Annotated in this window: 12 protein-coding genes and 1 tRNA gene; 5 read left to right on the top strand and 8 right to left on the bottom strand. The window is 73.3% G+C overall.

Annotation, left to right across the window (positions count from 1 at the left end; all coding sequences use genetic code 11):
• Window positions 1–65 precede the first annotated feature (65 nt).
• Window positions 66–689: a mycothiol-dependent nitroreductase Rv2466c family protein gene (locus EV371_RS27520; RefSeq protein WP_130464608.1), complete on the top strand. Its 624-nt coding sequence runs from the start codon at window positions 66–68 to the stop codon at window positions 687–689.
• A 10-nt stretch (window positions 690–699) separates the two neighbouring features.
• Window positions 700–1,734 (top strand): DMT family transporter, encoded by a 1,035-nt coding sequence (locus EV371_RS27515; RefSeq protein ID WP_130464607.1) that lies wholly within the window; start codon window positions 700–702, stop codon window positions 1,732–1,734.
• Between the two features lie 92 nt (window positions 1,735–1,826).
• On the opposite strand, the gene hutH is transcribed toward EV371_RS27515, so the two are convergent.
• From hutH to EV371_RS27485, 6 genes are all read right to left on the bottom strand, one after another.
• Entirely contained in the window at window positions 1,827–3,368 is a 1,542-nt protein-coding gene (gene hutH / locus EV371_RS27510) for a histidine ammonia-lyase (RefSeq protein ID WP_486484978.1), read from the bottom strand.
• Entirely contained in the window at window positions 3,365–4,537 is a 1,173-nt protein-coding gene (gene hutI, locus EV371_RS27505; RefSeq protein WP_130464605.1) for an imidazolonepropionase, read from the bottom strand. Before hutI ends, hutH begins: the two co-directional genes overlap by 4 nt.
• A gap of 85 nt (window positions 4,538–4,622) precedes the next feature.
• A complete protein-coding gene (locus EV371_RS27500) occupies window positions 4,623–5,966 on the bottom strand; it encodes a formimidoylglutamate deiminase (protein ID WP_130464604.1) in 1,344 nt (447 codons plus the stop codon).
• Entirely contained in the window at window positions 5,963–7,180 is a 1,218-nt protein-coding gene (locus EV371_RS27495) for an allantoate amidohydrolase (protein WP_130464603.1), read from the bottom strand. Before EV371_RS27495 ends, EV371_RS27500 begins: the two co-directional genes overlap by 4 nt.
• Before the next feature lie 11 nt (window positions 7,181–7,191).
• The gene (gene hutU / locus EV371_RS27490; RefSeq protein ID WP_130464602.1) at window positions 7,192–8,871 is read right to left on the bottom strand and encodes a urocanate hydratase; all 1,680 of its coding nucleotides are present in this window, start codon (window positions 8,869–8,871) and stop codon (window positions 7,192–7,194) included.
• A 48-nt stretch (window positions 8,872–8,919) separates the two neighbouring features.
• Complete coding sequence (locus tag EV371_RS27485) at window positions 8,920–9,801, bottom strand: SIS domain-containing protein (RefSeq protein ID WP_130466254.1); 882 nt, start codon at window positions 9,799–9,801, stop codon at window positions 8,920–8,922.
• An 86-nt stretch (window positions 9,802–9,887) separates the two neighbouring features.
• Between EV371_RS27485 and EV371_RS27480 the strand changes: the two genes are divergently transcribed.
• The 3 genes from EV371_RS27480 to EV371_RS27470 are packed head-to-tail and all read left to right on the top strand — an operon-like array spanning window position 9,888 to window position 12,861.
• Window positions 9,888–10,721: a class I SAM-dependent methyltransferase gene (locus tag EV371_RS27480; RefSeq protein ID WP_130464601.1), complete on the top strand. Its 834-nt coding sequence runs from the start codon at window positions 9,888–9,890 to the stop codon at window positions 10,719–10,721.
• A gap of 48 nt (window positions 10,722–10,769) precedes the next feature.
• Entirely contained in the window at window positions 10,770–11,708 is a 939-nt protein-coding gene (locus EV371_RS27475) for an MOSC domain-containing protein (RefSeq protein WP_130464600.1), read from the top strand.
• A gap of 13 nt (window positions 11,709–11,721) precedes the next feature.
• Complete coding sequence (locus EV371_RS27470) at window positions 11,722–12,861, top strand: expansin EXLX1 family cellulose-binding protein (RefSeq protein ID WP_486484977.1); 1,140 nt, start codon at window positions 11,722–11,724, stop codon at window positions 12,859–12,861.
• On the opposite strand, the gene EV371_RS27465 is transcribed toward EV371_RS27470, so the two are convergent.
• Together EV371_RS27465 and bcp are read right to left on the bottom strand one after the other, a co-directional pair.
• Window positions 12,813–12,893: transfer RNA gene (locus EV371_RS27465), tRNA-Leu, on the bottom strand. The two genes, EV371_RS27470 and EV371_RS27465, sit on opposite strands and share 49 nt — an antisense overlap.
• Window positions 12,894–13,000: 107 nt before the next feature.
• Entirely contained in the window at window positions 13,001–13,477 is a 477-nt protein-coding gene (bcp, locus tag EV371_RS27460; RefSeq protein WP_130464599.1) for a thioredoxin-dependent thiol peroxidase, read from the bottom strand.
• Between the last annotated feature and the right edge of the window lie 120 nt (window positions 13,478–13,597).

Genomic DNA, 13,597 nt, shown 5'->3' with positions numbered 1-13,597 from the left:
TGGTGCCAATATCTCACCTAACGTCACAGGTGGCAGTGGAAGAACCTCCGAAGGGAAAACCTCCGATGACGCCGACCCCCGTCGACATGTGGTTCGACCCGATCTGCCCGTGGGCCTGGATCACCTCCCGCTGGCTGCTGGAGGTGCAACAGGTGCGGGAGATCGAGGTGCGGTTCCACGTGATGAGCCTGTCCGTCCTCAACGAGGGCCGGACCGATCTGCCACAGCGGTACCGGGACCTCTTCGAGATCGGGTGGGGCCCGGTCCGGGTGGCGATCGCCGCCGAGCGCAAGTACGGCGCGGAGGTGCTGGGTCCGCTCTACACCGCGCTCGGCACCCGGCACCATCACGATCGGGTGCCGATCGGGCGGGACCTGTACGTCGCCGCACTCGCCGAGGTCGGCCTCGGGGTCGAACTCGCCGACGCCGCCGACTCGACCGAGTACGACGAGGAACTCCGGCGTAGCCACCTGGCCGGGATGGAGCCGGTCGGGGAGGAGGTCGGCACGCCGGTGGTTCACGTACCCGGGCCGGACGGCCGGCCGATCGCGTTCTTCGGGCCGGTGGTGACGCCGATCCCGCGCGGCGCGGCGGCCGGCCGGCTCTGGGACGGTGTGCTGCTGGTGGCCGGGACGGACGGCTTCTTCGAACTCAAGCGGACCCGCAACCGGGATCCGGAATTCCACTGAGGAGAGTACGGTGACGAAGCGCGGTTGGCTGCTGTTCGCCTCGATGAGTGTCATCTGGGGCATCCCATATCTGTTGATCAAGGTGGCGGTCGAGGGCGGCATTCCGGTGCCGGTGCTGGTCTTCGTCCGGACGGCGGTCGGTGCCGTCGTGCTGCTGCCGCTGGCCCTGCGGGGAGTCGGGAAACTACGCCGGCACTGGCGACCGCTGGCCGCCTTCGCGGCGCTTGAGATCATGATCCCGTGGTGGCTGCTGGCCGACGCCGAACGGCAGCTCAGCAGTTCGATGACGGGTCTGCTGATCGCCGCTTCGCCGATCATCGCCGTGTTGGTCGGGCGGCTCGCCGGTGACGTCGAGCGGCTCGGCGGACCGCGCTTGGCGGGTCTGGGTCTCGGGCTCGCCGGGGTGGTGGTGCTGGCCGCGCCCGGGCTGCGCGGTGGAGACCTGCGCTCGATCGCCGAGGTGCTGCTCGTCGCCGTCTGCTACGCGATCGCCCCGATGATCCTGGCGCGGCGACTGGCCGACGTACCGGTGCTGCCGTTGACCGCCGTCTGCCTCGGCGGGGCCGCGCTGGTGTACACCGTCCCGGCCGCGTTGGCCTGGCCGGCGACGCTGCCCACCGGCCGGGTCCTGGCCGCCCTCGCCGGGTTGGCCGTGGTCTGTACGGCGGTGGCGTTCGTCGTCTTCGCCGCGCTGATCCGCGAGGTCGGCGCCAGCCGGGCGCTGGTCTTCACGTACGTGAACCCGGCGGTGGCGGTCACGGCGGGCGTGCTGGTGCTCGACGAGCCGTTCACCGTCCCGGTCGTCGCCGCGTTCACCCTGATCCTCGGCGGCTCGGTGCTGGCGACCAGACGCGGATCGAACACTCCGGCCACGCCCACCGCGCCGGCCACGCCCACCGCGACCACCGTGCCGGCCGCGGCGACCACCGGGTCGCGCCGGTTCACCGCGCCGGGCACGCCCGCGACAGGGTCATCGGAGCTGGTCGGCGCGGTGGCGGTGGACGGCGTCGCGGTCGGCCTCAGCCCTCGACCGGAGCGAACGTAAGTCCGTCCGCCGGGTCGACATCGGCCGGGTTGAGCGGTGGCGAGATGTCGACCCGGCCCGTGAACGTCGTCGGGTAACCCATGCCGGAGGGTCTACCCCAGGGGTCCGACCTCTTTCTCGATCGCCGCGCGCAACTCCGGACCGGCGACGACCGCGCGGGCCGCCTCCATCGCAGGGGCGAGGAAGATGTCCGGCCCCGGCTCGCCGAGCACGTCCCGCAGCGCCGCCACCGCCGCCCGGCCGGCCGGGGACGGGGCGAGCGGGGCCCGCAACTGCAACCCGCGTACCCCGGCGATCAGCTCGACCGCGAGCACGCTGGTCAGGTTCTCCAGCACCGTACGCAGCTTCTTGGTTGCCGCCCAGCCCATCGAGACGTGGTCCTCCTGCATGCCGCTGGTCGGCAGCGAATCGACCGAGGCGGGTGCGGCGAGTCGCCGGTTCTCCGCGACGATGCCGGCGGCGGTGTACTGGGCGATCATCAGCCCGGAGTTGACCCCGGCGTCGGGGGAGAGGAACGCCGGCAGGTCCCGGGAGCGGGTGACGTCGAGCAGCCGGTCGACCCGGCGCTCGGCGATCGCCCCGACCTCGCCGGCGGCGATGGCCAGGTAGTCGGCGGCGAAGCCGAGCGGGGCGCCGTGGAAGTTGCCGGTCGACTCGACCCTGCCGTCCGGCAGCACCACCGGGTTGTCCACCACCGAGCGCAGTTCCCGGCCGGCGACCTGCTCGACGAAGGCGAGGGTGTCCCGGGCAGCCCCGGCGACCTGCGGGGCGCAACGCATCGAGTACGCGTCCTGGACGGCGTGGGACAGGTCGTCCCGATGTGAGTCCATGATGGACGACCCCTGGAGCAGTCGGTGGATGTTGGCCGCCGAGATCCCCTGCCCCGGATGCGGACGGATCGCGTGCAGCTCCGGCAGGAACGGCCGATCCGAACCGAGCATCGCCTCGATGGCGAGCGCCGCCGTCACGTCCGCCATCGTGAGGAGGTGACGCGCGTCGACGATCGCCAGCAGCAGCATTCCGAGCATCCCGTCGGTGCCGTTGACCAGCGCCAGTCCCTCCTTGGCGGCGAGCGTCACCGGGCGCAGCCCGGCCGCCCGCAGCGCCGCCGCCGCGTCCTGCCGCTCGCCGTCCGGGCCGCGCACCCAGCCCTCGCCGAGCAGCACCAGCGCGCAGTGCGCCAGTGGGGCGAGGTCGCCGGAGGCGCCGAGCGAGCCGTGTTCCGGCACCCACGGGGTGATGTCGGCGTTGAGCAGGTCGGCGAGCCCTCGGGCCAGCTCGGGGCGTACCCCGGAGTGGCCGAGTGCCAGCGAGCGGATCCGCAGCAGCATCATCGCCCGGACCACCTCGCGGGGCATCGGGGCGCCCACCCCGGCGGCGTGCGAGCGGATCAGCGCGTGCTGCAACTCGGCCCGCCGCTGCGGCGCGACGAAGGTGTTGGCGAGGGCGCCGAACCCGGTCGAGACGCCGTAGACCGGGCGTCCGGTCTGCTCGATCCGGTCCACGATCGCCCGGCTGGCCGCCATGGCGTCCAGGGTGGACGGATCAAGGACGACGGTGGCGTCGCCCCGGGCCACCGCCAGCACGTCGGCCGGGGAGACACCGGTGGGCTGGACGACGACGGGTCGGGTCATGGTTGACATTGCGGCACTCCGTTGTGCAGGACCTGGCTGATCAGTGGAACCCCCGGCCGGTAGGCCAGGTGCAGGTAGGAGGGGGCGTCGAGGATGCTCAGGTCGGCCGGTACGCCCGGCCGGAGCACTCCGGCGTCAGCGCGGCGCAGCGCCCGCGCGCCACCGGCGGTGGCCGCCCAGACCGCCTCCGCCGGGGTCATGCCCATCTCCCGGACCGCGAGCGCGATGCAGAACGGCATCGACGAGGTGTACGACGACCCGGGGTTGCAGTCCGTCGCCAGCGCCACGGTCACCCCCGCGTCGAGCAGTCGCCGGCCGTCCGGGTACGGCGACCGGGTGGAGAACTCCGCCCCGGGCAGCAGCGTCGCCACCGTCTCCGACATCGCCAGCATCTCGACGTCGATATCGGACAGGTGGGTGCAGTGGTCGACACTTGCCGCGCCCAGCTCCACCCCGAGCTGTATCCCCGGCCCGGGGCCGAGCTGGTTGGCGTGCACCCGGACGCCCAGTCCGGCGGCCTGCCCGACGGTGAGGATCGCCCGCGCGTGGTCGGCGTCGAAGGCCCCCCGCTCGCAGAAGACGTCGATCCACTTCGCGTACGGCAACGCGGCCCGGAGCATCGGCCCGCAGACCAGTCCGACGTAGTCGTCCGGCCGGTCCGCGTACTCCGGCGGCACCACGTGGGCACCGAGGAACGTGGTCTCGGCGGTGAACTCGGCGGCGATCCGCAACGAGCGGGCCTCGTCGGCTACGGTGAGGCCGTACCCACTCTTGATCTCGATCGTGGTGGTGCCCTGCCGGACCGCCTCGGCGCGCAGCCGCCCGACGGTGTCCCGGAGGAGGTCGTCGTCGGCGGCCCGGGTGGCGGCGACGGTGGTCCGGATGCCGCCCCCGGTGTACGGCTCGCCGGCCATCCGGGCGGCGAACTCGGCGGCCCGGTCACCGGCGAAGACCAGGTGGGCGTGGCTGTCCACGAATCCGGGCAGCACCGCCCGACCGTCGGCGTCGATCCGCCGGTCGGCGGCCGGGGCGTACCGGGCCGGGCCGATCCAGGCCACCTCGCCCTCCTCGACCAGCAGCGCGGCCTTGCGGCGGATGCCGAGCGGCCCGCCCTCGCCGATCCCGGTGTTGGTGACCAACTCGCCGATGTTGTCGACCAACAGGTTCACGGGGTCACCATCCCGGTCAGCGGGTTCGCGGCGTCGCCGCTCGTGATCAGCGGGCTCGCGGCGTCGCCGCCCGCGGTCAACGGGTTCATCGGGTCACCGCCGCGATCGCGGCCGCCAGCTCGGCCGGCACGTCGAACCGGACGTGCCGGCCCTCCCGGACCACCGCCCGGCCGTCGGCCAGCACGTCGGTCACGTCGACGGCGCCGGCCGCGAAGAAGACCCCGGCCGGCGGCACCCCGGCGGTCCGGGCGCTGTCCAGCCGGACGGTGACCAGGTCGGCCCGGTCGCCGCGCTCCAGCCGGCCGGCGTCCGGCCAGCCCAGCGTGGCGTGCCCGTCCTCGGTCGCGGCGCGCAGCAACTCGACCGGGGTGAAGTGCCCCCGGGCCAGGGTGGCAAGCCGCAGGTTCAGCTCCACCGCCCGGGCCTCCTCGAAGAGGTCGAGCACGGCGTGGCTGTCGCTGCCGAGGCTGATCGGGCTGCCCTCGTCGGCCAGCTCCCGGATCGGCCCCACTCCGTCGGCCAGGTCCCGCTCAGTGGTCGGGCAGGCGCAGATCCCGGTACCGCTGATCCCGAGCGCCCGGACGTCCCTCTCGGAGAGATGCGTGGCGTGCACCGCCGTGGTGGCCGGGCCGAGCACGTCGGCCTCGGCCAGCAGCGCGGTCGGGCCCTTCCCGTGGTACGCCAGGCACGCCTCGTTCTCGGCCGGCTGCTCCGACAGGTGCAGGTGCAGCGGTGCGGCGCGCTCGCGGGCCCAGCCGGCCACCTCGGCGAGCTGGTCGGCGGGTACCGCCCGGACCGAGTGGATCGCGGCACCGACCAGGGCATGCGTGCCGGCCGGGGTGAACGCGCCGGCCCGCCGCGCCCAGCCCGCCGCGTCGCCGTCACCGAACCGCAGTTGCGGGCCGGCCAGCGGCGCACCGTCCACGGTGGCGGTCAGGTAACAGGTGTCCAGCAGGGTGAGCCGGATCCCGGCCTGGGCGGCGGCCTCGACCAGTGCCGCGTTCATCACGTTCGGATCGGCGTACCGGACGCCCTCCGGGGCGTGATGCAGGTAGTGGAACTCGCCGACGCAGGTGATCCCGGCGAGCGCCATCTCGGCATACGTGGCCCGGGCCAGCGCCAGGTACCGCTCCGGGTCGAGCCGGTCGGCGACCTCGTACATCTGCCGGCGCCAGTCCCAGAAGTCGCCCCGGCCGCCCTGGCCGCGCCCGCGCAGTGCCCGATGGAACGCGTGCGAGTGGGCGTTGGCCAGCCCCGGCAGGGTCAGTCCGGGCAGCCGCCGGGCGTCCGGCGGCGGCACCGGCACCCCGGCAGTGACCGTGCCGAAACGGTCGTCGACCACCTCGATCAGCACGTCGGCGTCGGGCTCCGGACGGTCCGGCAGCCAGGCGTACTCGGCGTGGTAGCGCGCCGGATCGGTGCCGATCATCCGGCGGCCAGGTGGTCGAGCAGGTCGGCCAGCCGGCGTACGCCCTCGACACAGTCGTCGTCGGTGGCCGCCTCGGCGGGGGAGTGCGACACCCCGGTCGGGTTCCGCACGAAGAGCATCGCGGTCGGCACGTGTTCGGCCAGGATCCCGGCGTCGTGCCCGGCGGCGGTCGGCAGCACCGGTACGCCGTCGGCCAGCACCTGGCGGAACACCTCGACCAGTCCGCCGTCGAACTCGACCGGTGGGCTGAACGACTCCCGGGTGACGGACAGGCTGGTACCGTCCCGGATGGCCCGGTCGGCGGCCTTGGCCCGTACCCCCTCGACCAGCGCCTCCAGGGTGCCGGCGTCGGCGGCCCGGGCGTCCAGCCAGCCGCGGACCCGGGCCGGAACCGCGTTGGTGGCGTTCGGTTCCACCTCGACCCGGCCGATCGTGGCGTGCGCGCCGCGCAGCCGGGCCTCCTTGTTCGCGGCGAGCACGGCGAAGGCGTAGCTGAGCATCGGGTCACGCCGGTCGGCCATCCGGGTCGTGCCGGCGTGGTTGGCCTCGCCGGTGAAGTCCAGCCGCCAGCGGCCGTGCGGCCAGATCCCGCTGGCCACCCCGACCGGTGCGCCGAGGTCGACCAGGGCCCGGCCCTGCTCGATGTGCAGCTCGACGAAGGCGCCGACCCGGCCCAGCAGCTCCGGTCGGGCTCCCGCCGGCCGGCGGCCCAGCGCCTCGGCCAGGGTGACGCCGTCGGCGTCGGTCAGCGCCGCCGCCCGCTCCGGATCGAGCGCCCCGGTGAGCAGCCGGGAGCCGAGACAGGGTACGCCGAACCGCGAACCCTCCTCCTCGGCGAACGCCACCACCCCGACCGGACGGCGGAACTGGCGACCCTCCTGTTGGAGTGCCCGGACCGCCAGCAGGGCGCTGACGATGCCGAGCGGGCCGTCGTAGCCGCCGCCGTACGGGACGGAGTCGAAGTGGCTGCCGAGCAGTACGGCGTCACCCCGCTCGGGCGGCGGCCCGTACCAGGCGATCAGGTTGCCGTTGCCGTCCGCCTCGATCGCGTGCGCCTCGGCGACGCCCCGGAACCACCGCTCCAGCTCCCGTACCGGCTCGGTGAAGCCGTACCGGAGATAGCCGCCGGTTCCCGGATCGCGTCCGATCGGCGCGATCTCCGCCCAGAGCTGCGTGAAAGGAGGGGGCCCTTCTACAACAGAATCCGATGACAAGGGGCCCTTCCTTACACTTCGCCCGTGGGGATGCGGAGGTTGCCGCGGGCGGCGGCGGCGAGCGCCTCCGGATAGCCGGCGTCGAGGTGCCGGAGCACCCCGGTCGCCGGGTCGTTGCTCAGCACCCGCTCGATCTTCTGCCCGGCCAGCGGGGTGCCGTCGGCGACGCAGACCTGACCGGCGTGGATGGAGCGGCCGATGCCGACCCCGCCGCCGTGGTGGATGCTCACCCAGGAGGCGCCGCTGGCGGTGTTGACCAGCGCGTTCAGCAGCGGCCAGTCGGCGATCGCGTCGGAGCCGTCGGCCATCGCCTCGGTCTCCCGGTAGGGGGAGGCGACGGAGCCGGCGTCCAGGTGGTCCCGGCCGATGACGACCGGGGCGGTCAGCTCACCGCTGGCGACCATGTCGTTGAACCGGACCCCGGCCCGGTCCCGCTCGCCGTGACCGAGCCAGCAGATCCGGGCCGGCAGGCCCTGGAAGGCGACCCGCTCGCCGGCGAGCCGGATCCACCGGGCCAGCGACTCGTTCTCCGGGAAGAGTTCCAGCACCGCCCGGTCGGTGGCGGCGATGTCGGCCGGGTCACCGCTGAGCGCCGCCCAGCGGAACGGACCTTTACCCTCGCTGAACAGCGGCCGGATGTACGCCGGTACGAAGCCGGGGAACGCGAACGCCCGGTCGTACCCGCCGAGCCGCGCCTCGCCCCGGATCGAGTTTCCGTAGTCGAAGACCTCGGCACCGCCGTCGAGGAAGCCGACCATCGCGGCGACGTGCTTCACCATGGCGGCCCGGGCCCGCTCGGTGTACTCGGCCGGCTTCGCCCGGGCCAGCTCGGCGGCGTCGGCCAGCTCCACCCCCTCCGGGACGTACGACAGTGGGTCGTGCGCGCTGGTCTGGTCGGTCACGATGTCGATCTCGACGCCCCGGCGGAGCAGCTCGGGGAAGACGGTGGCGGCGTTGCCGACCACCCCGACCGAGCGCGCCCGCCGTTCCCGCTTCGCGGCGAGCACCTGCTCGACCGCCTCGTCCAGTGAGCCGGCCACGGTGTCGAGGTAGCGGGTGGCGACCCGGCGGGCCAGCCGTTCCGGGTCGACGTCGACGATCAGGCAGGCGCCGCCGTTCATGGTCACCGCGAGTGGCTGCGCCCCACCCATCCCGCCGCAGCCGGCGGTCAGGGTCAGGGTGCCGGCCAGCGAGCCGCCGCTCGACTGCTGCCCGTCGGCGCGGGCGGCGGCGAGCTTGGCGGCGACGGCGGCGAAGGTCTCGTAGGTGCCCTGGAGGATGCCCTGGGTGCCGATGTAGATCCACGAGCCGGCGGTCATCTGGCCATACATGGTCAGGCCGAGCTGTTCGAGGCGGCGGAACTCCGGCCAGTTGGCCCAGTCGCCGACCAGGTTGGAGTTGGCGATAAGCACCCGGGGTGCCCACTCGTGTGTCCGTAGCACCCCGACCGGGCGACCCGACTGCACCAGCATGGTCTCGTCGTCGGCGAGCGTGCGGAGGGTCCGGACCAGGGCGTGGTACGACGGCCAGTCCCGGGCGGCCCGGCCGGTCCCGCCGTAGACCACCAGGTCGTCGGGGCGTTCGGCCACCTCCGGGTCGAGATTGTTCATCAGCATCCGCAGCGCCGCCTCCTGCGGCCACCCGGCGGCGGTCCGGGTGGTGCCGCGCGCGGCGCGGATCGGCTCGGGCATCTCAACTCCTCCTGCGGTGGGATCCTGCGGTGGGATCGGTGGCGGTGGCTATCCGACGAACAACTGGCGGCGGGCGGCGGACTGCTCGAACTCCTCCAGCCGGCGCTGGGCATCGGCCGGTGCGGCGTCGCAGATCGCCTGGAGCAGCACCATGGACAGCGTCATCGGCGCGGTGTGCAGGTCGAAGACGAGCTGGGCGCCGACCGCGGCCGGCAGCACGATGTCGGCGTACTCGGCGGCGGGGCTGACCGCCGAGTCGGTGATCACCACCACCGACATCCCGGCGTCGCGGGCGTCCCGGAGCGCGTCCAGCGACTCCCGGGGGTAACGGGGCAGCACGATGCCGAGCAGCGCGCTCGCCCCGGCCGCCCGAGCCTGCTCCAGCCGGTCGGTCAGCAGCGTCCCGCCGGAGTCGAGGACCCGTACGTCCGGGTGCACCTTCGCCGCGAAGTACGCGAAGTATCCGGCCAGCGGGGCGGCGGCGCGCAGCCCGAGTACGACCAGCGGGCGGCTGCCGGCCAGCAGCGTACCGGCGGCGGTCACCCCGGCCCGGTCGACGAGCTGCTCGGCGAGCCGATCCAGGTTGTCGGCCTCGGCGCGGATCGCCCGCTGCATCTCGTTGCCGGCGGGCGTGCCCGGGTCGGGCCGGCCGGGGCCGGCGGCGGTGATCTCCCGGAGCCGGCGGCGCAACGCCGGATAGCCGTCGTAGCCCAGCGCCATGGCGAACCGGGTCACCGAGGGCTGGCTGACCTTGGCCAGCTCGGCGACCTCGGCCGCGGAGAGGTAGGCCGCGGAGGCGGCGTGCTGGACCAGGCTGTGCGCGATCCGTCGCTGGGTCGGCGTCAGCCGGATGCCCTGGAACAGGTCGAGCACCCGAGTCTGGACATCGCCCGGAAGCGCGCCGGGGAGGTCCGTCGGCGGCGCCGCGATGACAGCGCTGTCATTCACAGCAAGACTCTATGCATAAAATCATTCAACGGGCAATGGGACATCGGGAACCTGGTACAACATTCTGGGTGGATGGTACGAACCTCCGGCGCGCCCTCGCCCGCACCCAACTCGCCCCGGTCGCGGCGTTTCCCAGGCGGTTCATGCGGGTGGCCCGGCACGACGCCCGGGTGATCGGTGCCTCGGTCAGGTGGCTGTTCACCTCCCGCGAGCACCACAACTACACCTACGACCTGACCAGGCTCAGCCGGGAGCACCTCGCCTGGTTCGTCAGCGTGCCCTGTGCGGTGCCGGTGCGGCAGGTGCGGGCGTACCTCGCCGAGATCGAGCAGGACGAGCCGCTGCGGCGGCACATCGAGCGGGCCACCGCCGCCGCCGACCGGCGCGGCCTGGCCGACCGGCGCGTCCGGTACGCCCGCCGGATCGGCTGGTACGCGATCGTCCGGGCCACCCGACCGAGGCACGTGGTGGAGACCGGGGTCGACAAGGGGCTCGGCACCTGCGTACTCGCCGCGGCCCTGCTGCGCAACGCGGCCGACGGCGAGCCGGGGCGGGTCAGCTCGCTGGACATCAATCCGGAGGCCGGCTACCTGGCCAGGGCCGAGCCCTGGGCCAGCGTGGTCGACCTGGTGATCGGGGACTCACTCGCCTCGATAGCGGCGCTGGACCGCCCGGTCGACCTCTTCCTGCACGACAGCGACCACAGCAGCGGGCACGAGCGCCGGGAGTTCCAGGCCGTCTCCCCGAAGCTGGCTCCCGGAGCGATGTTGCTCACCGACAACGTCATGGTGACCAACGTGCTCGCCGAGCATGCCGAGCGGACCGGCCGCCGGTTCCTCGCCTACCGGGAGACCCCGGCCCGGCACTGGTACCCGGGCGACGGGATCGGCATCGCCTGGTGACGGAAGCACCTCACCGGTCGCCGGAACCGCTGTGGCAGGGTGAACTCCATGCGGTTGGTTTCCCTGTACACGTACCCGGTCAAGGGCTGTTACCGGCGCGAACTCGACACCGCCCGGGTGGAACCGTGGGGCCTGGCCGGGGACCGGCGCTGGATGATCGTGGACGAGGACGGGGTAGGCGTCACCCAGCGCCAGGTGGCGGGCCTGGTGGCCATCCGACCGGAACTCCGCCCCGGCGGCTTGGTGCTGCGCGCCGCCGGCCGTCCGGCGCTGGAGGTCGCCGAGCCGATCAGCGCCGAGCCGATCGGCGCCGAGTGGACCGGCGCCGAGTGGACCGGCGCCGAGTGGACCGGCGCCGAGTGGACCGGCGCCGAGTCGACCGGTGGTGAACCGGTCGCGGTACGCGTCTTCTCGAACATGCCCGACGTGCCGGCCCGGCGGGCGGCGTCGGCGGCCGACGACTGGCTCTCCCGGCTGCTCGACCGCAAGGTCCGGCTGGTCTGGCTCGGCGACCCGACGGTGCGCCCGATCCCGGACACCCACCTGGCCGACCCGGCCGAGCGGGTCAGCTTCGCCGACGGCTACCCGCTGCTGCTGGCCAACCGCGCGTCGCTGGACGCGTTGAACTCCTCGCTGTCCGATTCCGGCGACGGCGAGGCGCCGCTGCCGATGACCCGGTTCCGCCCCAACGTGGTCGTCGGCGGCGCCGTCCCGTGGGCCGAGGACGACTGGATCGGCCGTCTGCTCCGGATCGGTCCGGTCACGTTCCGGGTGGCCAAGCCCTGCGGCCGCTGCCTGGTCACCACAACGGACCAGGAGACCGGGGTACGCGGCCGAGAGCCGTTGCGCACCCTGGCGAAGTACCGCCGGATCAACCGGCAGCTGGTCTTCGGCCAGAACCTGGTGCCGGTCTCCGCTCCCGACCCGTCCGGTGCGCTCGGCACGCTCACCGTCGGCGACCCGGTGGAGATCTTGCGAACCGCGTGACGGTTACGGCACCATGCCCCCGATGATCGAGGCGGAACTTCCCGACGGTACGGGCGGCGGTGCTCCGACGGCTGGTCCCGAGCCTGGCGACGGCCGGGATGGGGATCGGAAGCCTTCGCGGCGGCGTACCTTTCGACGTTGGCTGGCCGGTGGGTTCGCGACCGTCTTCGCCGCCGTCCTGGGGCTGGTGCTGGTCTGGCAGTTCTCCGAGCCGGCCGCCTGCGCCGCCGCGCTGGCCGCGCCGCCGCTGGACCGCGTCCCAGCGGCGCTGGACCGTCCGGCACCGCCGCTGGACCGCGTCCCGCCGCCGCTGGACCGCCTGGCGCCGCCGGTCGGTACGACCGTCTACAAGGGAACGGCGTCGCACTACGACGGGGGGAGCTCCGGCGGCAACTGCTCGCTGCCCGGTCCACCCGCCAACCGGCTCTACGTCGCGCTCGATTCCGGCCAGTACGCCGGCTCGGCCGCCTGCGGCAGCTTCCTGGACGTGACCGGCCCGAAGGGCACCGTCCGGGTGATGGTGCTGGACCGCTGCGCCGGCTGCCCGAACGACAAGATCGACCTGTCCAGGCAGGCATTCGCCAGGATCGCCGACCTGTCCCAAGGCATCGTTCCGGTGCGCTACCGGGCGGTGGTCGACCCGCCGCTGCCCGGCCCGCTCACCTTCCGGCTCAAGAGCGGCGTGTCGCAGTATTGGCTCGCCGTGCAGATAGGCAACCACGGAAACCCGGTCACGTCGGTGGCGGTGAAGCGGGCCGGTGCAGCCTGGCGGGCGGCGAAGCGCGGCTCGGACAACTACTGGGTGATCGACGGTGGGATGGGCCCGGGGCCGTACTCGATCCGGGTGACCGACGCCTACGGGCACGAGGCGGTCGCCACCGGAATCCGACTGACGCCCCGCCAGACGCAGCGCAGCACGGTGCGGCTGTACGAGGATGCCCGGGCGACCGCCGCACCGACTCCGCCCGGCTCACCCACCCCCGGCACCAGTGCCAGCCCGGCCGCGTCGCCGACGCCCGTCCCGGGTACGCCGACCGGAGCGGACCCGTCCGGGCAGCCGGTGGCTGGCGCGGCCGGCGCCGGGGCCCCGGTCGGCCAGAACTGTGCGGGAGAGGGGAGTCGAACCCCTACGCCCGAAGGCACAGGAACCTAAATCCTGCGTGGCTGCCATTACACCACTCCCGCTCGCGCCCAAAGTCTAGACCGACAGCAGGCTCGGTCGTCCAGACCGCCAATGGACTCAGTCGTCTGGACCGACAGGCGGACTCAGTCGTCTGGGCCGACAGGCGGACCTAGTCCAGACCGAGGTCCCGGCGGAGCTTGGCGACGTGCCCGGTCGCCTTGACGTTGTAGAGCGCCCGTTCGATCCGACCTTCCTCGTCGATGACGAAGGTCGACCGGATCACTCCGGTGATCGTCCGCCCGTACGACTGCTTCTCGCCGTACGCCCCGTACGCGACCAGCACCTCGTTGTCCGGGTCGGAGACCAGCGGGAAGGTGATGGCGTCCCGGTCCCGGAACTTCGCCAGCGCGGCGGGGGAGTCCGGTGAGATGCCGACCACCTCGTAGCCGGCGGCCTGGAGGGAGGCGAGCGAGTCCCGGAAGTCGCAGGCCTGCTTGGTGCAGCCCGGCGTCATCGCCCTCGGGTAGGCGTAGAGCACCACCTTGCGGCCACGCAGGTCCTTCAGCGAGAGCGTCTCGCCGGTGTCGGTGGGCAGCGCGAAGTCCGGCGCGGCGTCCCCGGGGGCGAGGCGGATCGGCGAGGTCATGCGGTGACCCTATCGCCTGGGTGGGTTGGAGATTGCGGGGTGGTGTACTGCTCTTGCAAAAGTTTGGCAACAACGACTACCTGCTCCTAGGCTGAGCCGGCGGGACGGATCCCGCGCCGG

It is taken from the genome of Plantactinospora sp. CNZ321 (assembly GCF_004217235.1).
Note: the sequence above shows the minus strand (reverse complement) of the source record. Positions and strands in the feature narration are given on the sequence as shown.

What these genes read in the sequence shown, in the direction of transcription:
- EV371_RS27500 (WP_130464604.1), bottom strand. Translation starts at nt 5,966, where the DNA reads ATGATCGGCACCGATCCGGCGCGCTACCACGCCGAGTACGCCTGGCTG.
- EV371_RS27470 (WP_486484977.1), top strand. Translation starts at nt 11,722, where the DNA reads ATGCCCCCGATGATCGAGGCGGAACTTCCCGACGGTACGGGCGGCGGT.
- EV371_RS27520 (WP_130464608.1), top strand. Translation starts at nt 66, where the DNA reads ATGACGCCGACCCCCGTCGACATGTGGTTCGACCCGATCTGCCCGTGG.
- hutU (WP_130464602.1), bottom strand. Translation starts at nt 8,871, where the DNA reads ATGCCCGAGCCGATCCGCGCCGCGCGCGGCACCACCCGGACCGCCGCC.
- EV371_RS27475 (WP_130464600.1), top strand. Translation starts at nt 10,770, where the DNA reads ATGCGGTTGGTTTCCCTGTACACGTACCCGGTCAAGGGCTGTTACCGG.
- bcp (WP_130464599.1), bottom strand. Translation starts at nt 13,477, where the DNA reads ATGACCTCGCCGATCCGCCTCGCCCCCGGGGACGCCGCGCCGGACTTC.
- hutH (WP_486484978.1), bottom strand. Translation starts at nt 3,368, where the DNA reads ATGACCCGACCCGTCGTCGTCCAGCCCACCGGTGTCTCCCCGGCCGAC.